This is a genomic window from Paenibacillus amylolyticus (genome assembly GCF_036894225.1).
Lineage (GTDB): Bacteria > Bacillota > Bacilli > Paenibacillales > Paenibacillaceae > Paenibacillus > Paenibacillus amylolyticus.
On record NZ_CP145892.1, the window covers coordinates 2,760,902 to 2,780,183 of the forward strand.

Genomic DNA, 19,282 nt, shown 5'->3' on the forward strand with positions numbered 1-19,282 from the left:
TCTGGAATATGGGGTGGGTTCGTTTGAATGAATGTGTACTGGTTGCCGATGATGATACAAATATTACGGACGTTTGTCGCAGGTATCTGGAACGGGAAGGTTATCTTGTCGTGACGGCCAAGGACGGTTTGGAGGCTATTGAGCTGTGGCAGAGCCAAACGCCAAGCTTGATTGTGCTCGACCTGATGATGCCACATAAGAATGGCTGGGAAGTTTGCAACGAGATTCGGCAAACTGAGGATGTGCCCATTGTAATGCTGACGGCCCGTGGTGAGGAACAGGACCGTCTGATGGGACTGACGATGGGGGCGGATGATTATCTGACCAAACCATTCAGTCCAAGAGAACTTGTTTTGCGTGTGAAGGCAATCCTGCGGAGAATGCGAACTGCGCAGGCATCACCTGTAACAACATCTGAATATACGATTAATTATGAAGGGCTTACCATTGATTTTACCAAGCGTGAAGTGCACATCAACGGGCAGGCCATTGAATTGACCGTTACAGAGTTTGAGATGTTGTATTTGCTGGCAAGTCACCCGGGTCAGGTGTTCTCCCGTAACCAGATGTTAAGCAAGATTTGGGATTTTAGCTATGAGGGAGATACAACAACGGTGACTGTACATGTTCGGAGATTACGAGAGAAGATCGAACAGAATCCTTCTGAGCCAAAATATATTAAAACAGTTTGGGGCATAGGCTACAAGTTTGCGGGTGGCAGTTCATGAAACTTCGCACATACTTGGTGTTGTCCAGTCTCACAGGCATTGGCGTATTATTAATTTGTTTGTTCATCAGTTATTCCAAAATGCTGCTTACGATCGAACAATTGTATTGGTTATCGGCTATAACGGCAGGGGTAGGCTTACTTTCGTTTATTCTTCAATATTTGCTGACTAAGCCATTGGAGAAATCAATTGCGCGAATTACACAGCAGACGATACGAATTGCCGAAGGGGATTTCCATACGGAAGTCCCTCTCATCGGTACGCAGGAATTTAAGCTCCTGGCACAGCAATTTAATGAAATGAGTTCCAAGCTGAAGGAAAGCTTTGATCATCTGCATCACTCAGAAACTGCCAGACGAGAGTTGATCGCCAATGTTTCCCATGATTTACGGACTCCCTTGGCATCCATTCAGTCATTCGTCGAAGCGTTGGAGGATGATGTCATTAAGGATAAAGAAACCTTTCAACGTTATCTGAACACGATACGACTTGAGACGAAGCGTTTGGGAGGGCTTATTCAAGATTTGTTTGAATTATCCAGCCTGGAAGCGCAAGGGGAGGTATTTGACCCTCAGCCTTGTCACGTTGATGAGTTGCTGCTCAGTACGTTGGAGAGTTTTTCGTTTCATCTCGCCGAGAAAACGCTGAACGTTGAAATCGATTTGCCCGATAAATTACCAGCCGCGGTCATGATGCCTGCACAAATGAAGCGGGTCCTTTCCAATTTGCTACAAAATGCCATTCAATACTCTCCTGTTGAAGGGAAAATCATTCTGGCTGCCGAAGAAAAGGGGCCGTTTATACGAATTTCAGTTACGGATGAAGGGGAAGGCATTGAAGCCGAGGAAACTTCGCGTATATTTGAACGTTTTTATCGAATTGACAAATCACGCAGCAAGAGTAATGGGGGGGCCGGGCTTGGCCTTGCCATCGCTCAATCAATTGTGGAACTCCATGGTGGCGAGATCGGGGTTCAGAGTACAAAAGGAGAAGGAAGCTGCTTCTGGTTCACGCTTCCGATCTACGTCAGTCGTTAACCTTGGTTAATCAAACGTAGTATTTATTCAGGTGGTGAATGACTTGACCAGTGATTTGGTTTTTCTTTTCGGGGTTTTTGGTGCAGGATTGTTATCGTTTTTTGCGCCATGTATTCTGCCGCTGATCCCGGTATACGTGTCTTATCTATCCGGAAGCATGGTCAACGGTACGAATCAGCAGCAGCCTGACACCCATTCGGTTCGGTTGCGGTCCACACTTGTTTTGCGGACATTTTTATTTGTTCTTGGGCTGTCCCTGGTATTTGTTTTACTCGGTTTTGGTTCCGGCATGGTTGGTAATTTGATCTCAAGTCCTGTGTTTATTGCGATCTGCGGAGCCATCGTGGTGCTTTTTGGGATTTATCAAACCGGTTTGATCCGACTATCCTGGCTGGAACGGGAGAGAAAGCTGTCAAGCAATCAAGCCAAACGGGGAGGGTATGTCGGAGCATTCCTGTTGGGTCTAACGTTTAGTTTTGGCTGGACGCCTTGTATCGGGCCTGTGCTGGCGGCCATTCTTGGTATCGCCGCAGGAGAAGGCTCTCCACTGTATGGCGGGTTTCTCATGTTCCTGTATACCCTTGGATTGGCGATTCCTTTCCTGATTCTGTCCGTTTTTTCGGAATATGTTATGAAGCGGATACGTCGTTTATACAAGTACATGGGCGTCATCAAAATAACTTCCGGCTGTATTCTTATTGTCATGGGACTATTGTTAATGACAGACCGACTAAACAGCTTGGTGACCTGGTTTCAATAATCATTGGAGGAATTTGGTATGAAGACGGCACGGAAATGGATGGTATCTGTAATCGTATTTGCTGGAACCCTGTTGATCTTGAGCGCATGTGGAGCACAGCAAACTGAATCAAAACAAACGGGGTCATCATCAGCCCCAGCATCAACATCCGATATGAGTTCGTCAACCATGATGAACAAGGGCGAGACGGCTCCTGAATTTTCATTGCGTGATTTGAAAGGAAACACGGTTGGACTTTCTGATGTTCAAGGCAAGAAAGTGTATGTGAAATACTGGGCTTCCTGGTGTTCCATCTGCCTTGCGGGTTTGGAAGACCTGAACAATCTGGCTGGTCAAAACAATGATTTTCAAGTCATTACGATTGTGACGCCAGACTACAAGGGAGAGAAATCCTCCCAAGCGTTTACCGAATGGTTTGACCAACAGCCGTATGATAACATAACTGTTCTTTTGGATGAGAAAGGTTTATGGGCCAAGGAATTTGGCGTAAGAGCATATCCTAGTTCCTTTTATATTGGCTCTGATGGTATTTTAACGAAATCGCAGCCAGGGCATGCATCCAATGAACAGATCATGGAATCATTACAAGAGATTTTGTGAGAAAGGAGGAAGTGTCATGAAAAGGACGCTGCTGGGCCTGTGCCTCCTTGTTATAGCGATAGTTGTGTCTGCTTGTGGAAACAGGGCTGAGAGCCATTCAGCTTCATCTTCGATATCCACTCAACCTGTCAAGGCATCGAGTGTCTCCGAGGAAAACCTGAGTAACCTGTACTTGGCAGGAGGCTGTTTCTGGGGTGTGGAGGCATATATGGCTCGTATTCCGGGGGTTCAGGATGTGACTTCCGGTTATGCCAACGGTGAAGGAAAGAATCCAACCTATGAGGATGTTATTCGCGGGGAGCAGGGGTTTGCGGAGACTGTTCATGTAAAATATGATCCGCAGCAAGTATCTTTGCAGAAACTGCTTGAATCTTATTTTCGAGTTATTGATCCTACCAGCTTGAATAAGCAGGGCAATGATCGTGGAGTTCAGTATCGGACTGGCATATATTATACGTTGCCTGAAGATGCCAAAATCATCGAGCAGGCTGTAGCGGTAGAGCAAGAAAAATATGACCAACCCATTGTAACGGAAGTGATGCCTCTGCAGAATTATTATTTGGCGGAGGAGTACCATCAGGATTATTTGGAAAAAAATCCGAACGGATATTGTCACATTGATATGACTGTCCTGAATGACCTGGAGATTGGAATTGATCCCGCTCAATATCCACGTCCAACAGATGAACAATTAAAGGAACGATTAACAGACGAACAGTATGCGGTCACGGTAAACAATAATACGGAGCATGCGTTCAGTAACGAATACTGGGATAATGAGGAGCTCGGTCTGTATGTGGATATTGCAACGGGAGAGCCGTTATTCACCAGCCGGGATAAGTACGATTCCGGTTGCGGGTGGCCGAGTTTTACAAAGCCGATTGTACCTGAGGTTGTTACCTATACAACGGATACGAGCTTTGGGATGGAACGCACGGAGGTACGAAGCCGGGAAGGTGACATCCACCTCGGTCATGTGTTCGATGATGGTCCCGAAGATCGCGGCGGCAAACGTTACTGTATTAACAGTGCATCGATCCGGTTTATTCCGTTAGACAAGATGGAGGAAGAACGGTACGGGTATTTATTGTCATTTATCGAGTAGAGAAGGGCAGCTGACTTTATCAAAACATAATAAGGCCATAATCTTAGAACGGTTGAGATCTCTCTATGAGGGATTTCGACCGTTTTTTATTTTGCAGCATCTAACAAAAACGAAGGTAGGCTTCAAAGATGGTTGCATCATTGTTATAATTGATAATCATTATCAATTATAGGTGGGTTTTTAGTCACAATGCCAAGGTATTGTGTGTGTTTGATCGCTTAGGAGAGGGAGTTTATATGGGAATTCAGAATGACATCAAGCTGTGGGATCAGGTTCAGGTTCGCGTGCTTGATGTGCGTCTTATATCACTCGCAACACACGAGTTCATACGCAATTATGTGTTACCAACCAGTGCATTTGTGTATGTTCAAGGCAGGGGTCAGGTCTGGCTGGATGAAGAGGTATGGACTACAAAACAGTTCTTGCTGTTGCATGGGGGAAAAGGAAGACGTCTGACACTTGAAGCGACAGGGGTTATGGAGGTACATCTGATTTTGTACAAATCAACCTTGCCTTCCAATGTGCTTGTGGAGTACCGAATGATGTTGAACCAGCGTAATCCGTTTGAAGAGTCCTGGGCGACAGTGCCGGATCATACACTTGAGCTGCGTGAGCTTGTGCGGAATATACATGAATGCTGGTCAGGGCAGGAGCGAGTGGGCAAAATTCAGGTCAAAGTGTATTTTTTTCAACTGGTACAGCTTGTCTTGTTACAGCGGAGTCGCATGTCTAACGAATTTCAACAGCCTTCGCTTACCGATCAGGTTTTGCGATATATCAAAGCTCATTACCGGGAATCCATCTCACTTGATTTGCTTGCCCAGTCCTTGAGTTACAGTCCGCAATATTTATCACGCAAATTCAAGGAACAGACGGGATGTACACCGACAGAATATGTGATTCGGTTACGAATGGGTGAGGCAAGGAGTCTGCTTGCGTCCACAGAAGCTTCATTACAGGAGATTGCTGCGTATGTGGGTTATATGGACCCGTTTTATTTCAATCGTATATTCAAAAAAGAGATCGGTATCACACCGGGGCAATATCGGTTGAAGCAGCAGGAAAACTCGAAATCAGTTTCAAAAAGTACATTAAATGCAACAAATGAATCCATTGTAACAGGAGGGGATGAACGTTATCCTTTAATTGATGATGATAATCATTATCAATATAAGGGAGATGAGGAAATCAACATGTTTAACCATTTTAAATCAGCGATTATGTCGCTTGCGCTTGTACTCACATTGAGTGCTTGTGGAACAGCCCAGCAGGGGGCAGAAACATCCGAAGTTGCGGCTGAACCCGAACAACCGGCAGTCGTGGAAACCCAAATGGTAAATACGACCTTTGGTGAGGTAGAGATTCCTGCACATCCGGAGCGAGTTGCTGCCATAGATTATCTGGGAACGGTGCTTGCTCTGGGTGTCAAACCGATTGGTGGAGGCCAATTTCTGATGAACAGTCCTTATCTGGAAGGTCACATGGATGGTCTTGAAACGATAGGGGATTCCGTTGAACAATTGATGGAGCTGGAACCTGATCTTATTATTACATTGAATCCGGACAAGGCGGCTTATGAGAAATATAGCAAGATTGCTCCGACCGTTTCGATCGCATCCATCACTTTTCCGACACTCAAGGACGAAGTGAACTATTTCGGTAAAGTCCTTGGCAAAGAAGCGGAAGCAGAGAAGTGGCTGGCTGATTTTGATGAGGAGATTGCCAAAATCAAGCAGGAGGTGCAGAGTGTTGTTCCAGCTGATGCTACATTCTCCGTTATGCAGGAATATGATCGCCAAGTCTTCATTTTTGGCAATCAGTCGGGTCGGGGAGGGCGTAACATCTATGAATTGCTTGGTTTGCAAGCACCAAAGAACATTCCATCGGAGTTGATGCAGGGCGCCTATCATGAATTCTCCATAGAACTGCTCTCCAAATACGCTGGAGATTACATTGTGCTGACCAGCAAGTCTCAGTTGAAAGACCTTCAGGCAGATCCGATCTGGGGTTCATTGCCTGCTATCAAAAATGGAAAAGTGTACATATGGACGGAAGAACAATCCTGGTTCCGTGACCCTATTGCCTTGTTAAAACAGACACAGGATCTGGCTGAATGGATTATTGGACTTAATACACCGTCTAAATAAGGAACTTCAAAAAACCGTGCCGCCCAGTTTGCTGAGCAGCACGGTTTTCATTTTCTTATGTAGGACTGAACAGTAGAGGGGATTAGCTGCCTGTACGGAGATGAAATAACAGTGTGGTGTGATTACCGTATAAGAGTTTATTCGCTCTTTTGTTCGTTCTGAATTTCTTGCAGATCCTCTAGTTGCAGTGTGAGGTCATTCTCGGGGTTTGCGCTCACAATGACTTCTGACGGTGATTGTTGCTGACCTGGCTGATTCGACTTGGCGGCAGGTTTGATCACGTAGAGACTTTGAACGGAGTTGAGCAGGCTGGCAGGGGTGTCTTCATACGTTTCCAGGAAGAGTACATAGTCTTTGGTAGGAATCAGCTTGAGGTTGTCATCATTAATAATCTCGGTGTTGCCTAGTTGTCCGCCAAGTTGCTTCACTTCAAGTTTTTCCCCGGCAGTGTAACCGCCCTTATAGGATTCAGCGACCTGAATCGTGTGGATCGTATAGATTTTGTCAAAAGAAGCTGGCTCTCCGCCCGGATCGGACGCAGGGTTTAACTCGTTTTCATTGGCAGCATCAGTAACTTGTACGATATCGTTTAAAGCTTCCACACGAGTCTCAACAACACTACCTTTTACAATGGTATTTGCTCTCTCGGACAGGTCGCCAATGCTGCCATAACTCGGGTAATCTTCAGAAGCAATAATGGTCATGGGTGCATCGGATGGGGACGCGGTAGGTGTAACAGAAGAACATCCAACAGCAGATAAAATGAAAATGGAAGAGAGAAGCAGCGTTAATACTCGATTTTTGTTCATGGACAGGAATCCTCCTTGGATTTTTGGGATAAGTTCGTAGCGGATTAGTACTTGGATTTTACGTTATTGATATCAAAAGTTTGGGGTTGGGTCATGGAATTGCGGTTACGGGAGTAAGACATAATGGAAGGACTACTTGTTGTCGGGTTGTCACCGAGCCAGATGGAGTGTCCGAGTTCGTGGACAAATACGCTTTGAATGAAGTTGGATAAGTTGGTCGCGTCAGGGGTGATCGTGGATGCATTGAGTTCGATGCGGAAGCTTACGACTTGACTGCCGGATACGGAGGCGTAGTTGACACCATATGCTGTATTATTGAAGTTTCCTGCGGTGATGGTGTTTGGGGAGTTACTTGTTTTGGTGAATTTTACTTTGGCACCTGCATTGTTCCAGTTGGTAAGGGAAGCGTCCATGGGAGTCTGCCATGCGGCGGCGTAATTATACGTACGAATGGGGATGGTGGTGCTGGGATAACCGTAGGTCAGAAAGGTTGCCGCATAGATGGTACTGCCAAACATCGCAATCGCTGAGAACAACATGATGCTCATCAAAAATTTCCTTTTCATACTTAAAACCTCCAATAAATGTATTTTATTCTCTATTATAGTAACAAGTAATATTGGAGTTGAAATGAGTCCGAGGTCGTTGTTTTTGTCGTGAAAAACATGAAATATATCTTGATCCGACCATAATGGTGTCAAAATAAGTCATTTCCTGTTCAATGTTCATGAATAATTTCCCTAAAATTACAAACAATACGTTCAACTTCTCATAGGGAAAGGTAGTGCTTGAACATGTGCAACCGTTTTTCATTGGCAGCCGATTTGGACGATGTCAGAGATCATTTCAAGATTCAGCGAGTGATGTATTATTACAAAAACCGATACAATATCAGCCCAACCCAGCATACGCCGATTATTTTGCATCAGGATGGTGAGCGTGTATTGGATGAGTTCCGGTGGGGGTTCATTCCATTCTGGGGTCGTGATGCCGTTAACGCAAATCTCATGACAGTGCATGAGAATCCTTCCTATTACAAACTGGTAGAGACCAAGCGCTGCGTTATTCCCTGCAATGGATTATATTACTGGCGGCAAGAGGGCAAAAAAAGTTATGCGGTTCGTGTTGTTATGCCGGATCGTGGCCTGTTCGGTATTGCTGGGTTATATGAGGTGTGGAGAGATACACGGAAAGAGCCGCTTCGTACCTGCACGATGCTTATGACAGGCGCAAACATGGTTACACGCGAGTTTGGCAGTAAAATGCCAGCGATCCTTTCCGAAGAAGAGATCAACACCTGGCTTGACCCGGCAAATACACGGGTGACTCAGTTGTTACCGCTATTGAAATCGTATAACAGTACAGAGATGAATCTGTATCCAGTAACCCCAATGGTCGCCAACGATGAACACGATTGTTACGAATGCGTAGAAGAGATGGATCAGAAGCTGGCTTACGTTCGGAGTTTCTGAGTATCTTTTGGATGATGTGAAGAAAATGAAGAGGGCTGAGAGTCTGGAGACACTCTGCTCTTTTTTTCCTTTCTGAAAATGAAAAGTTGCAATTGCAGTGAAACGTAACTATAATCATTACAGTAAGTGAACGCATATATTCATATATCTATTAAAAGAGATATTTATAATCAGGAGGGAACCACGAATGAATCCAAAGTTTAACCAGATGTTTGAACAAGTTTCACTACCGACTGGCATTACACTGAAAAACCGAATCGTGCTCGCTCCCATGACTCATCTGTCCTCGAATGCTGATGGTACAATATCCGACGCTGAACTTGCTTATTATGCACGTCGCACCGGTGGTGCGGGCATGTCAATTACGGCTGTAGGGCATGTAACAGAGACAGGCATTGGTTTCCCAGCTCAATTTGGTGTTTATGACGACCGCTTCATTCCTGGTCTGAAAAAACTGGCTGAGACCATTAAAGAACAAGGCTCCGTAGCCGTATTGCAAATTTTCCATGCGGGCCGTCTGACGCCTGAACAAGCTGTACCTGCGGGTCAAGTGGTTGCTCCTAGTGCGGTTGCAAGTGAGCGTCCAGGATCTCCTGAACCAAGAGAATTGACGGATGCCGAGATTACTTCGATTATCAAAGACTTTGGTGAAGCGACACGTCGTGCAATCGAAGCCGGCTTTGATGGTGTTGAGATTCACGGTGCTAATGGTTATCTGATCCAGCAATTCTTCTCCCCGCATTCCAACCGACGTGAAGATCGTTGGGGCGGAAGTGTAGAGAAACGTCTGACATTCCCGCTTGCTGTAGTAGATGAGATTCAGAAAGTGGTTGCCAAACATACCAAACTGCCGTTCATCATTGGTTACCGTTTCTCTCCGGAAGAACCGGAAACACCGGGACTCACAATGGAAGATACGTACCTACTAGTGGATGCGCTGAAAGATAAAAACCTGGATTACCTTCATGTCTCTGTGAACGAGTTCTGGTCCAAGCCAAGACGTGGCGAAGCAGATACACGTTCTAGAATGGAATTCATCCTGGATCGTGTGAACGGCAAATTGCCTGTTATCGGCGTAGGTTCAATTCATACTGCTGATCAGGCCGCTGAGGCGCTCCAAACGGGAGTACCTCTGCTAGCCATTGGACGTGAACTGATTATCGAACCGGATTGGGTCGAGAAAATCGAGAGCGGACGTGAAGAAGATATTGAGACGATTCTGACCAAATCCGATCAGGAACGTCTGGTTATCCCTGACGGGTTGTGGAATGCAATCATCCACACACCGGGCTGGTTCCCTATGGCAGAAGATAAATAAGATACACTTCAGAACTGGAATGGAGGGGGCGAAAGCTCCCTCTTTTTGCACATGGTCCAAATTCTCCTTGTCATCGCTCTGTGGTATGATGGATGAACAGGATCAACTGGATAATCAACGGTTTGGAGTGAAGGAATATGCTCGTAGCTGAACGGTATGAGAAAATAGTGGAATGGGTGGATACGCAAGGCAGCATGCGTGTGACCGAACTTAGTGAGCGCTGCGGGGTGACGGAAGAGACGATTCGTCGTGATCTGGACAAGCTCGAACAGGCGGGCAGGCTCAGACGGTCCCATGGCGGGGCGGTCAGCGTAAAATATAAGGATGAGTTACAGTCGGAGATTCCGTATCCGGAACGGGCTGTAGCCCATGCAGAAGAGAAGCGCAGAATTGCAAGCGAAGCGGTGAAAATGGTGGAATCCGGCGACCGGATCGCCTTGGATGCAAGTACAACGGCGTGGTATATGGCGGCAGGATTGCCAAACATTCCACTGACGGTATTAACCAACTCGATTAAGGTCGCCGCTGAGCTGAGTAACAAGGAGCAGATTCGTGTGATTGCCACAGGTGGGCAATTGGCTTCGAAGTCACTGTCTTTTGTAGGACCGCTGGCGGAACGTTCGCTTGATGCCTATCATGTGGATAAAGTATTCCTGTCTTGCAAAGGAGTGCATCTGACCAAAGGCATCAGTGAATCCAATGAATTACAGGCCTTGGTGAAGCAGAAAATGATCCATATTGCGGATGAGGTCATTCTACTTGCAGATTCCAGCAAATTTAACATACAGGCGTTTACCAGAGTTGCTGCGATGAGCAGTGTGGGCAAAGTGATTACAGATCAGGGTGTAGATGAAGAGCACGTTAGCGCATTGATTGAGCAGAATATTACGTGTATACGTGTGTAAACAAGAAAGGAATGAATGTCATGAAACATCCTTTTCATCTGAAAGCGGTATGGAATGGTGGGCGTAACAGTGAGGGAACAATCGATGCAGGTGGATTAAAAACGGTCATATCGATTCCGCAGGAGATGGGCGGACCCGGTACGGGAACTAACCCGGACGAGATGCTGCTGGGTGCAGCCTCCACCTGTTACCTGATCACGCTGGCAGCGATGCTGGAGCGTTCGGATATTACGCCGGATGAATTAACGCTTGAATCGGAAGCAACGGTAGATGTTACGAATAACGTATTTACGTACGAACGGATCGTACATAGACCTCGGATTGTGCTCAGCGCAGATGCCTCTGAGGCGGATCTGACAAAGGCTGAGCGCTTGGCGCATAAGGCTGAATCCTCCTGTATGATCTCCCGAGCGGTGGCAGGTAATGTCCAGATGGAGACACAGCCAGTCATTGTTATCACTGGAGCTAACGCGGTGTGATATACTGAAGAATAGACGATTCAAGTCGTCATTTGTACAAAATAAGGAGAAATTCGGTATGAACACACAGAAGCGCAAGACTAACCTCTGGGTACGTTTAACACGTGCTATGAAGCTGAATTTCCTCAAATTGTTACGTGCTCCCGGAGGTGCTCATAAAGTATCCACCGGATTTGCAATAGGGTTCGGACTGGAGCTGATCGTGATCTCGACCGCATCCCTGATATATCTCATATTCTACCCAATTGTGCGACTGTCTGGGGGTTCGATGCCAGCAGCGATTGTTGGTAACGTGATTGGAAAACTTACGTTTTTGCCTATCATTCTGATGCCGCTCGCGAAGCAGATTGGTTCCTGGATTCTACCTGCTCACAGCATGGGACAAGGACCGGTACATGAGAGTGCATTCATGGAGCTGTTTCGCGGGAACTGGTCGGCCGTGAGTGAATTGTTGCTTGGTGGACTGGATATTCTGGCAGGGATGTCAGTGTTTGGTGTCATTCTGGGTGTGATTTCGTACTTTGTCGTAAAATTCTTCTACGTCAGAGCGCTCAACCGGCGTTATGAACGCCGGTTGGAGAAACGCCGACAAGCGGATCTAGCGTCGGTGTCGCCTCCGGTACTAATCAGGAAGCCATCACAATCATAATCGGCAGCATCAACATGGATGCAGCGGTTGTCCACAGGATGCAACGGGATACAAACTGCGGAGAAGCATTGAACTGTTCAGCCAAAATAACGGCGTTCACTGCGGTCGGCATCGATGCGAGGATCAGCAGCACACTGAACAACGTACCCTCGACCTGAAGCGCGGTCAGAATCACCCAGGAGAGGATGGGCGCAGCTGCGAGACGGACCACAAGTCCGGTCCAGAAGGCTCGGCGTACATTGGGCAGCCAGGGCACTGTAGCACCTTTTGGTCTGAGCATCTGTGCTCCCAGAATGGCGAGAACGACAGGAGAGTAACCCGCGGCCATCATGGAGATGCCTCCATCGAGTGCGTCAGGCAGGCTCAGATTGGACGCACGTAGCATAATGGCGATGCCAGCAGCATAGATGGATGGCATGCGGAAAACGGACAGAATCGCATCTTTTACCGTGAATTGGGATCTTGCGGCAAAAAAGATACCTACCGTATTAACAATGATCATCTGTCCAATGACATAGACGGAAGCCTTGTCCAGTCCAAGTTGACCAAAGGCAAGCAGTACAAGCGGGAGCCCGTAATTCACGCAGTTCGTAAACGTGGACACGAGGGTGAGACCCGCTTTTTCGCTTGCACCCAGACGGAAAACCCGGCTTAACAGCTCGGCGAGTGCCCAGAGGGCAATCAGATTAATAATAGAAAACCAGAACGTGCTGGTGACGTCCGTCCAGGTAATCTCTGCATGCAGCAATGTATTGAAGATGAGCGCAGGGCTCAAAATATAAAGGGAAAAGGTCGAGAGCGACCGGGTATCCCAATTTTTAAAGCGTTTTAACAGAATACCTCCGATCACGGGAAGTGATATCGGCAAGAACACATGGTATAAGGTGAGTAAAAATGAGTGAAGCAATGCAATTCAGTCCCTTCTGGATGAAAAACCTATCTTATCATAGCAGAAGATGCATCTCCTATGAATGGATTTCAGTATGATGATGTGTAGTAATCGCCTTGCTTAACTAAGGATTTCCCTAATGGGCAGCGACAGCGGATTGCTATTTTGATATGGCAGATTTATTATAGAAGAGGTGCAACAAGATTACATACACATAGAGGAGGAAACTGTAATGAGTGAATCAAAACGCTTGCTCGTACTTGCCGGCTCTTACGCCGAAGCGGAAAATGAGGGCATTTATGCATATGAATTGAATGAGGATACAGGCAGCTTGTCCAAGCTTGACGGCATCGCGGGCGTGAAAAACCCAACGTTTGTCAACGTGGATGCTGAGGGTAATAAACTGTATGCGATTGGTGAAACAGCGTCAGCTGAAGGCAATAAAATGTCTGAAGCTGTAGCTCTGAGCATTGATCCTTCTACAGGAAAATTAACGTTGCTGAACCGGAATAACTCCATTTCAGCTCCACCATGTCATATCCAGCGCGATCCTTCCGGGAAATACTTGATCCTGTCCAGCTACCACGGTGGTCTGGTAGGACTGCAAGCCTTGACGGATAACGGTGAAGTGGGAGCGCTCTTGGACGAGAAGAAACATGAAGGACAAGGTGCGCATCCTGAACGTCAGGACAAGCCACATGTTCACTCCGCATTCTTCAGCCCAGATGGTAAATACATGATGGTACAGGATCTGGGCGCAGATAACATCGCGATCTATTCCATTGACGCAGACAAAAATGAACTTGTGCTGCATAGTGAAACCAAAACACATCCGGGAGCAGGCCCACGTCACTTGGCGTTCCACCCGAATGGTCAGTTCGCATATGTCATCAATGAAGTGGATTCTTCCATTACTTCGTTCAAATATGATGCAGCAGCGGGCACGTTGACTGAATTGTCTACTGTATCCACACTGCCTGATGGATATGATGGCAAAGAGAATACAACAGCCGAAATCACGGTTTCCAATGATGGACGTTATGTATATGGTTCTAACCGTGGACATGACAGCATCGTTGTATTTGCAGTAGATGCAGACAAAGGTCACCTGACACTGGTTGAGCATGTATCTGCAGAAGGTGAGCACCCGCGTCACTTTGCGCTGACACCTAACGGCAAATTGCTGATTGCAGCTAACCGCGATACGAACAACCTCGTGACATTCACGGTAGATCAGGAGAGCGGACGTCTGAAATACACTGGTCACAGCACAGGTGTATCCAAGCCGGTATGCGTGAAACCTGTATATCTGTAAAATGATAAATTTCTAAACCAGCTTTGGCTGGATTGAAAATGAAACGATAAAGATAAAGACCCTGCCATGTGGCGGGGTCTTTTATATTGAATATCTAATTGGATGATTAGGCTGTTGTTCTGCTTTAAGCGTGTGGATTGGGATAGAGGATTAATTCTATATTTTATTCACCTAACAACGAATAATTATCAATAGTATCGTGCAAGTAACTACCCCACTTCAAAGTGCGTACTTCCTGAATGGATAGTCAGGGTCTACAATGAGTGAGTAGCCAAAACAAACACTCCATGCATCTGAACAGACCAATTGGTGCAGGCTAAATATCTGATTATTATTTTTACAGGAACGAATCATACTTGAACAACAAAGGAGAAATAAATGATGAAATTGCAATTGGCGCTTGACTTGGTAAATATCCCTGAAGGTATCGCACTGGTTAAAGAGGTTGAACAATATATTGATATCGTTGAGATTGGTACTCCAATCGTTATTAATGAAGGTTTGCACGCGGTAAAAGCGATGAAAGAAGCATTCCCTAATCTGCAAGTTCTTGCAGACCTTAAAATCATGGACGCTGGTGGTTATGAAATCATGAAAGCAGCTGAAGCTGGTGCGGATCTGATCACTGTGCTTGGGGCAACCAATGACAGTACGATCAAAGGTGCAGTAGCAGAAGCGAAGAAACAAAACAAACAAGTTCTTGTAGACATGATCAACGTGCCTAACCTGGAACAACGTGCTCGTGAAATTGATGCGCTTGGCGTAGATTACATCTGTGTACACACAGGTTATGACCTGCAAGCTGAAGGACAAAGCCCGTTCGAAGATCTGCAAACGATCAAAGCTGCTGTGAAAAATGCTAAAACGGCTGTCGCTGGTGGAATCAAGCTGGAAACATTGCCAGAAGTAATCAAAGCACAACCGGATCTGGTTATTGTAGGCGGCGGTATCACAGGACAAGCAGACAAAGCGGCAGTTGCAGCTGAAATGCAACGTCTCGTTAAACAAGGGTAAGCAGATGAGCAAAACACAGTACGCATCTGACATCTTGAAGGAGCTGGAACGTACGTTAAGCCAGATCGACGATGCAGAGATGCAAGCGATGGCTGAGCACATTCTGGCTGCGGAACAGATTTTTGTAGCAGGAGCAGGCCGGTCAGGACTTATGGGGAAGGCTTTTGCCATGAGACTGATGCAGATGGGGCTTCGTGTATATGTGGTGGGCGAAACCGTAACACCTGGGATCAGCTCGAAAGATTTCCTCTTGCTGTGCTCTGGCTCAGGAGAGACAGGCAGTCTGGTGGCCATGGCTCAAAAGGCTAATCAGGCTGGTGCGCCTGTAGGTCTCATTACGATTAAGCCAGAGTCCACGATTGGGAAATTGGCAACTACGGTAGTGCGTCTCCCGGCTTCAGCCAAAGAGGACACAGCAACTTCCGGAGCGGCAGTAACCATTCAGCCGATGGGCTCGTTGTTCGAACAAGGACTGTTAATCGGCATGGATGCTCTCATCCTTACGATGATGGAAATGAAGGGTATGACCGGAGCGGATATGTTTGGCCGCCACGCGAACCTGGAATAGTGAATAGATGAAAGACCGGAATCCTTTGATTATGAAGGGTTCTGGTCTTTTCTGCGATACATAATCATTCATCTGTATAGGTTTTATCCTTGATTTACAGTTAAACTTTGCATCCCGACCAGGCTGTAGTAGAATTAATAGATAGCTGTATCGAATGAATGTACTTATTACATCATGCATGGAGCGGAAAACTTACCTCGTGTGAAGTGTCCCCGTGATATGCGTATTATACGCGATATAAGATTGAAGATGAGGGGGCTCGGAGCCATGGCGTCCGAAGTGAAGGAACGGATTAATCTGAAAGAAATCAACTGTGAGAAGGAATTGACCCTTGCGGTGATCGGTGGCAAGTGGAAACTGATTATTTTGTGGCACTTGGGCCTGGAAGGCACCAAACGTTTCAGTGAGCTGAAACGCCTAATCCCTCATATTACCCAGAAGATGCTGACCAACCAGTTACGTGAGCTGGAGGAAGACAAACTGATTGAGCGCAAGGTGTATGCAGAGGTACCACCTCGGGTGGAATATACGTTGACAGATCACGGTCAAAGCCTGATGCCCGTCCTGCACGCAATGTATAACTGGGGTAAAAATTACGGTGAAAATGTAATCTGGAAAGAAAGCTAAATAAGTAAGTTCTATAATGAACCGCCGGGTAAATGGATTCTTCCATTACCTGGCGGTTTTTTTAGTTACTTTCAGAACATGGTCACATGAGCAAAAGCATATACTGGCCTTTATCCTAGATACCCCTTTTATATAGATGGAACTAAACATTCACACGAGAACGTAGAGGACAGAAAGAACCTGAAGAAGCGGAGCGTGCGCCTTTATCACCGGATTTTTACCTTTGAAAAAGGGGAATCAAAAAATCTGGGGATAACAGCGATCGGAAGGTTGTTCTGTCATCGAAGTGGTAAGTGAGAATAATCTTTAGTCCAATCTATACTCCCTTGAACTGGAATATGATACGATGAGAGATATTGGAAATGCAAGGAGGATGACAACTAAAGATGGAAAAAATACGTACACGTGCTGAGGTAAACCCAGAAACCACTTGGGATCTGAGAGACTTGTTTGTAACCGATGTAGAGTGGGAGCAGGAGCTTCGATCACTTCCGCTGGCTGCTGCCCAGATCGAAACGTTCAAAGGACGTCTGGGCGAAGGCGCTGAACAATTGCTGGCTTGTCTGGATGCGCGTGAAGCTTTGCAGGAGCGGATCGGCAAGACGGCTTCTTATGCTCGACTGAAGCAGTCAGAGGACAGTACCAATCCGGTCAATATTGAGAATTCAGCCAAGGCAGGAGATATCCTATCAAATCTGTCTTCGTCCTTGTCTTTTGTCAATTCGGAGATCGTTGATCTGCCGGAGGGAACCGTTGAACGTTACCTTGAAGAACTTCCGGGATTGGAGCCGTATGCGCGCAGTTTGGAGCGTTTGATTCGAGAAAAAGCACATCGGCTTACGCCTGAGACCGAAAAGGTACTCGCTTCATTAGGAGAGGTACTGGATTCGCCATACCGTATCTATCTGCGCGGTAAACTGGCAGACATGACGTTTGACGATGCTCTCGATGGAGAAGACAATAATCGTCCGTTATCCTGGTCATTCTATGAAAATAATTATGAGATGTCGTCTGATACAAAGCTGCGCCGTTCTGCTTATGCTGCATTCAGCTCGACATTAAATGATTACAAAAATACGTTTGCAGAAGGTTATGCAACCGAAGTGAAGAAACAGGTTGTTTTATCCAGGCTGCGTGGTTACGACGATGTTACAGATATGCTTCTCAGCCCACAGCAAGTGAGCAAAGAGATGTACAATAATATTCTGGATATTATCCAGCAGGAACTCGCACCTCATATGCGCAGACTGGCGGCTCTTAAGAAACGTGAGCTGGGTCTGGACAAACTGATGTTTTGTGATCTGAAGGCGCCGCTTGATCCTGAATTTAGCCCTGCCATTACATATGATGAGGCGTGCATACTCATTCGAGAAGCACTTGATGTGCTTGGGCCGGAATACGGCGAGATCGTAGAGCGCGCATTCAGTGATCGCTGGGTGGATTACGCAGATAACGCAGGCAAATCCACAGGGGCATTTTGCTCCTCTATATATGGTTCACACTCCTATATCTTAATTTCATGGGCGAACAATATGCGCGGAGCATTTACACTTGCCCATGAAGTGGGGCATGCGGGCCACTTCATGCTTGCGGGACGTTACCAACGTCTCACGAATACACGGCCATCTCTTTATTTCATTGAGGCACCGTCGACCATGAATGAAATGCTGCTGGCCGATCATCTATTGAAGCGTTCCGATAATCCGAGAATGCGTCGTTGGGTCATTTTGCAACTGTTGAACACGTATTACCATAACTTCGTTACACATCTGCTGGAAGGTGAATTACAGCGCAGGGTGTATGCACGCGCAACCAATGATGAGCCCATTACGGCGAAGACGTTAAGTCAGCTCAAAGGAGACATCCTTTCCGAATTCTGGGGACCCGATCTGGTAATTGATGAAGGGGCCAAACTCACGTGGATGAGACAACCCCATTATTATATGGGACTATATCCATATACCTATGCGGCAGGCTTGACGGCTTCTACAGCGGCAGCACAGCAGATTCGGGAAGAAGGACAGCCTGCGGTAGATCGCTGGCTTGATGCACTCAAAGCTGGTGGAAGTCTCACCCCACAGGAGTTAATGAAGCTTGCGGGTGTGGATATGTCCGGACCTGAGCCGATTCGTTCTGCGGTTGCTTATGTCGGCAGTCTGGTCGACGAACTTGAACGTCTGTATTCCTGATCTGGTTCATATAGTATACGGACAAGGCAGAACGGGTTGTCTGCATGCACCGCCTTCCTTGCGTGGGGGCGGTGCATCTTATTTTTGCAAGGGGAAAGGAACGATGATGAATGGCATTAACGAGCGTGTCCTCATCGATGGGCCGATTAAGCGTAGACGGCTTTGGTGTGTTTGACGACATGAATGGAGTACCAGGTTTTGAAGGCAATCAGGGTGGTTTTTTTTCGGGATTTAATGAGTTTGCTTCAATGAATGCATTTGCTTCGATTTTCATTGGCGGCATATTTCTCATCATTGCGGGAGTTATCGTTTATGTTATAATTTCAGGGGTACGCACGTGGTCATCGAATAACGCAGCGGCCTTGTTAACCCTGCACTCAACGGTGGTGGCCAAACGAACGGAAGTCTCAGGTGGCAGCGGCGATAGCAGTGCGACTACCCGGTATTATGTTACATTTGAATTCGACAATGGGGAGCGCACTGAACTGATCGTTGGTGGAAACCATTATGGCATGATGGTGGAAAATGATCGAGGGATGCTGACGTATCAGGGAACACGCTTCAAGCATTTTGAGAGAGATGTACAACCCCAGTCGGGGGTAAGCAAAGGTCAATTTTATACGTAAAAAAAAGAAATGCGGCTCCTCCCAGGTGGGAGAGAGTCGTTTTTG

General features: G+C 46.6%; 20 protein-coding genes. 17 read left to right on the forward strand and 3 right to left on the reverse strand.

Annotated elements, in window-relative coordinates; genetic code table 11:
• Window positions 1–23: 23 nt before the first annotated feature.
• The 6 genes from V6668_RS12610 to V6668_RS12635 all read left to right on the forward strand — a co-directional run bounded on the left by V6668_RS12610 (window position 24) and on the right by V6668_RS12635 (window position 6,377).
• Window positions 24–728 carry a response regulator transcription factor gene (locus tag V6668_RS12610; RefSeq protein WP_338708585.1) on the forward strand — a complete coding sequence of 235 codons (705 nt, stop codon included), beginning with the start codon at window positions 24–26 and terminating at the stop codon, window positions 726–728.
• Window positions 725–1,765 carry a sensor histidine kinase gene (locus tag V6668_RS12615; RefSeq protein WP_036670551.1) on the forward strand — a complete coding sequence of 347 codons (1,041 nt, stop codon included), beginning with the start codon at window positions 725–727 and terminating at the stop codon, window positions 1,763–1,765. The genes V6668_RS12610 and V6668_RS12615 overlap by 4 nt, the downstream gene beginning before the upstream one ends.
• A 34-nt stretch (window positions 1,766–1,799) precedes the next feature.
• Window positions 1,800–2,525, forward strand: coding sequence for a cytochrome c biogenesis CcdA family protein (locus V6668_RS12620; RefSeq protein WP_338708934.1), 726 nt, complete (start codon window positions 1,800–1,802; stop codon window positions 2,523–2,525).
• An 18-nt stretch (window positions 2,526–2,543) separates the two neighbouring features.
• Window positions 2,544–3,125, forward strand: a complete 582-nt coding sequence (locus V6668_RS12625) for a redoxin family protein (protein ID WP_338708586.1) — start codon at window positions 2,544–2,546, stop codon at window positions 3,123–3,125.
• Window positions 3,126–3,141: 16 nt separating this feature from the next.
• Window positions 3,142–4,230 (forward strand): peptide-methionine (R)-S-oxide reductase MsrB, encoded by a 1,089-nt coding sequence (msrB, locus tag V6668_RS12630; protein ID WP_338708587.1) that lies wholly within the window; start codon window positions 3,142–3,144, stop codon window positions 4,228–4,230.
• A 236-nt stretch (window positions 4,231–4,466) separates the two neighbouring features.
• Window positions 4,467–6,377: an AraC family transcriptional regulator gene (locus V6668_RS12635; RefSeq protein ID WP_338708589.1), complete on the forward strand. Its 1,911-nt coding sequence runs from the start codon at window positions 4,467–4,469 to the stop codon at window positions 6,375–6,377.
• Window positions 6,378–6,514: 137 nt separating this feature from the next.
• On the opposite strand, the gene V6668_RS12640 is transcribed toward V6668_RS12635, so the two are convergent.
• Both V6668_RS12640 and V6668_RS12645 read right to left on the reverse strand, forming a co-directional pair.
• Window positions 6,515–7,186 carry a hypothetical protein gene (locus V6668_RS12640; RefSeq protein ID WP_338708590.1) on the reverse strand — a complete coding sequence of 224 codons (672 nt, stop codon included), beginning with the start codon at window positions 7,184–7,186 and terminating at the stop codon, window positions 6,515–6,517.
• A 44-nt stretch (window positions 7,187–7,230) separates the two neighbouring features.
• Window positions 7,231–7,752 carry a hypothetical protein gene (locus tag V6668_RS12645; protein WP_315372625.1) on the reverse strand — a complete coding sequence of 174 codons (522 nt, stop codon included), beginning with the start codon at window positions 7,750–7,752 and terminating at the stop codon, window positions 7,231–7,233.
• Between the two features lie 228 nt (window positions 7,753–7,980).
• On the opposite strand from V6668_RS12645, the gene V6668_RS12650 reads away from it, so the two are divergent.
• The 5 genes from V6668_RS12650 to V6668_RS12670 all read left to right on the forward strand — a co-directional run bounded on the left by V6668_RS12650 (window position 7,981) and on the right by V6668_RS12670 (window position 12,009).
• The gene (locus V6668_RS12650; RefSeq protein WP_036608866.1) at window positions 7,981–8,658 is read left to right on the forward strand and encodes an SOS response-associated peptidase; all 678 of its coding nucleotides are present in this window, start codon (window positions 7,981–7,983) and stop codon (window positions 8,656–8,658) included.
• A gap of 187 nt (window positions 8,659–8,845) precedes the next feature.
• Complete coding sequence (locus V6668_RS12655; RefSeq protein WP_338708591.1) at window positions 8,846–9,976, forward strand: NADH-dependent flavin oxidoreductase; 1,131 nt, start codon at window positions 8,846–8,848, stop codon at window positions 9,974–9,976.
• Window positions 9,977–10,113: 137 nt separating this feature from the next.
• Window positions 10,114–10,881, forward strand: a complete 768-nt coding sequence (locus tag V6668_RS12660; protein WP_047842629.1) for a DeoR/GlpR family DNA-binding transcription regulator — start codon at window positions 10,114–10,116, stop codon at window positions 10,879–10,881.
• Window positions 10,882–10,901: 20 nt separating this feature from the next.
• Window positions 10,902–11,360: an OsmC family protein gene (locus V6668_RS12665; RefSeq protein ID WP_036608858.1), complete on the forward strand. Its 459-nt coding sequence runs from the start codon at window positions 10,902–10,904 to the stop codon at window positions 11,358–11,360.
• 58 nt (window positions 11,361–11,418) lie between these two features.
• Entirely contained in the window at window positions 11,419–12,009 is a 591-nt protein-coding gene (locus V6668_RS12670) for a DUF2062 domain-containing protein (protein WP_036608856.1), read from the forward strand.
• On the opposite strand, the gene V6668_RS12675 is transcribed toward V6668_RS12670, so the two are convergent.
• Entirely contained in the window at window positions 11,987–12,916 is a 930-nt protein-coding gene (locus V6668_RS12675) for an AEC family transporter (protein WP_036608854.1), read from the reverse strand. The genes V6668_RS12670 and V6668_RS12675 overlap by 23 nt on opposite strands.
• Before the next feature lie 214 nt (window positions 12,917–13,130).
• On the opposite strand from V6668_RS12675, the gene V6668_RS12680 reads away from it, so the two are divergent.
• From V6668_RS12680 to V6668_RS12705, 6 genes are all read left to right on the forward strand, one after another.
• Window positions 13,131–14,213 carry a lactonase family protein gene (locus V6668_RS12680; protein WP_338708592.1) on the forward strand — a complete coding sequence of 361 codons (1,083 nt, stop codon included), beginning with the start codon at window positions 13,131–13,133 and terminating at the stop codon, window positions 14,211–14,213.
• 381 nt (window positions 14,214–14,594) lie between these two features.
• On the forward strand, window positions 14,595–15,227 hold the full coding sequence (gene hxlA / locus V6668_RS12685) for a 3-hexulose-6-phosphate synthase (protein ID WP_036670570.1): 633 nt from the start codon (window positions 14,595–14,597) through the stop codon (window positions 15,225–15,227).
• 4 nt (window positions 15,228–15,231) lie between these two features.
• Window positions 15,232–15,795 carry a 6-phospho-3-hexuloisomerase gene (hxlB, locus tag V6668_RS12690; protein WP_076327806.1) on the forward strand — a complete coding sequence of 188 codons (564 nt, stop codon included), beginning with the start codon at window positions 15,232–15,234 and terminating at the stop codon, window positions 15,793–15,795.
• A gap of 267 nt (window positions 15,796–16,062) precedes the next feature.
• Entirely contained in the window at window positions 16,063–16,422 is a 360-nt protein-coding gene (locus V6668_RS12695) for a winged helix-turn-helix transcriptional regulator (protein ID WP_036608849.1), read from the forward strand.
• 386 nt (window positions 16,423–16,808) lie between these two features.
• Window positions 16,809–18,611 (forward strand): oligoendopeptidase F, encoded by a 1,803-nt coding sequence (gene pepF / locus V6668_RS12700; protein ID WP_338708593.1) that lies wholly within the window; start codon window positions 16,809–16,811, stop codon window positions 18,609–18,611.
• A gap of 110 nt (window positions 18,612–18,721) precedes the next feature.
• A complete protein-coding gene (locus tag V6668_RS12705; protein WP_338708594.1) occupies window positions 18,722–19,237 on the forward strand; it encodes a DUF2500 domain-containing protein in 516 nt (171 codons plus the stop codon).
• The last annotated feature ends 45 nt before the right edge of the window (window positions 19,238–19,282 follow it).

Excerpts from the sequence above, each read along its gene's own strand:
- V6668_RS12615 (WP_036670551.1), top strand. The coding sequence starts at position 725 with ATGAAACTTCGCACATACTTGGTGTTGTCCAGTCTCACAGGCATTGGC.
- V6668_RS12625 (WP_338708586.1), top strand. The coding sequence starts at position 2,544 with ATGAAGACGGCACGGAAATGGATGGTATCTGTAATCGTATTTGCTGGA.
- msrB (WP_338708587.1), top strand. The coding sequence starts at position 3,142 with ATGAAAAGGACGCTGCTGGGCCTGTGCCTCCTTGTTATAGCGATAGTT.
- V6668_RS12635 (WP_338708589.1), top strand. The coding sequence starts at position 4,467 with ATGGGAATTCAGAATGACATCAAGCTGTGGGATCAGGTTCAGGTTCGC.
- V6668_RS12640 (WP_338708590.1), bottom strand. The coding sequence starts at position 7,186 with ATGAACAAAAATCGAGTATTAACGCTGCTTCTCTCTTCCATTTTCATT.
- V6668_RS12645 (WP_315372625.1), bottom strand. The coding sequence starts at position 7,752 with ATGAAAAGGAAATTTTTGATGAGCATCATGTTGTTCTCAGCGATTGCG.
- V6668_RS12650 (WP_036608866.1), top strand. The coding sequence starts at position 7,981 with ATGTGCAACCGTTTTTCATTGGCAGCCGATTTGGACGATGTCAGAGAT.
- V6668_RS12655 (WP_338708591.1), top strand. The coding sequence starts at position 8,846 with ATGAATCCAAAGTTTAACCAGATGTTTGAACAAGTTTCACTACCGACT.
- V6668_RS12660 (WP_047842629.1), top strand. The coding sequence starts at position 10,114 with ATGCTCGTAGCTGAACGGTATGAGAAAATAGTGGAATGGGTGGATACG.
- V6668_RS12665 (WP_036608858.1), top strand. The coding sequence starts at position 10,902 with ATGAAACATCCTTTTCATCTGAAAGCGGTATGGAATGGTGGGCGTAAC.
- V6668_RS12670 (WP_036608856.1), top strand. The coding sequence starts at position 11,419 with ATGAACACACAGAAGCGCAAGACTAACCTCTGGGTACGTTTAACACGT.
- V6668_RS12680 (WP_338708592.1), top strand. The coding sequence starts at position 13,131 with ATGAGTGAATCAAAACGCTTGCTCGTACTTGCCGGCTCTTACGCCGAA.
- hxlA (WP_036670570.1), top strand. The coding sequence starts at position 14,595 with ATGAAATTGCAATTGGCGCTTGACTTGGTAAATATCCCTGAAGGTATC.
- hxlB (WP_076327806.1), top strand. The coding sequence starts at position 15,232 with ATGAGCAAAACACAGTACGCATCTGACATCTTGAAGGAGCTGGAACGT.
- V6668_RS12695 (WP_036608849.1), top strand. The coding sequence starts at position 16,063 with ATGGCGTCCGAAGTGAAGGAACGGATTAATCTGAAAGAAATCAACTGT.
- pepF (WP_338708593.1), top strand. The coding sequence starts at position 16,809 with ATGGAAAAAATACGTACACGTGCTGAGGTAAACCCAGAAACCACTTGG.
- V6668_RS12705 (WP_338708594.1), top strand. The coding sequence starts at position 18,722 with ATGGCATTAACGAGCGTGTCCTCATCGATGGGCCGATTAAGCGTAGAC.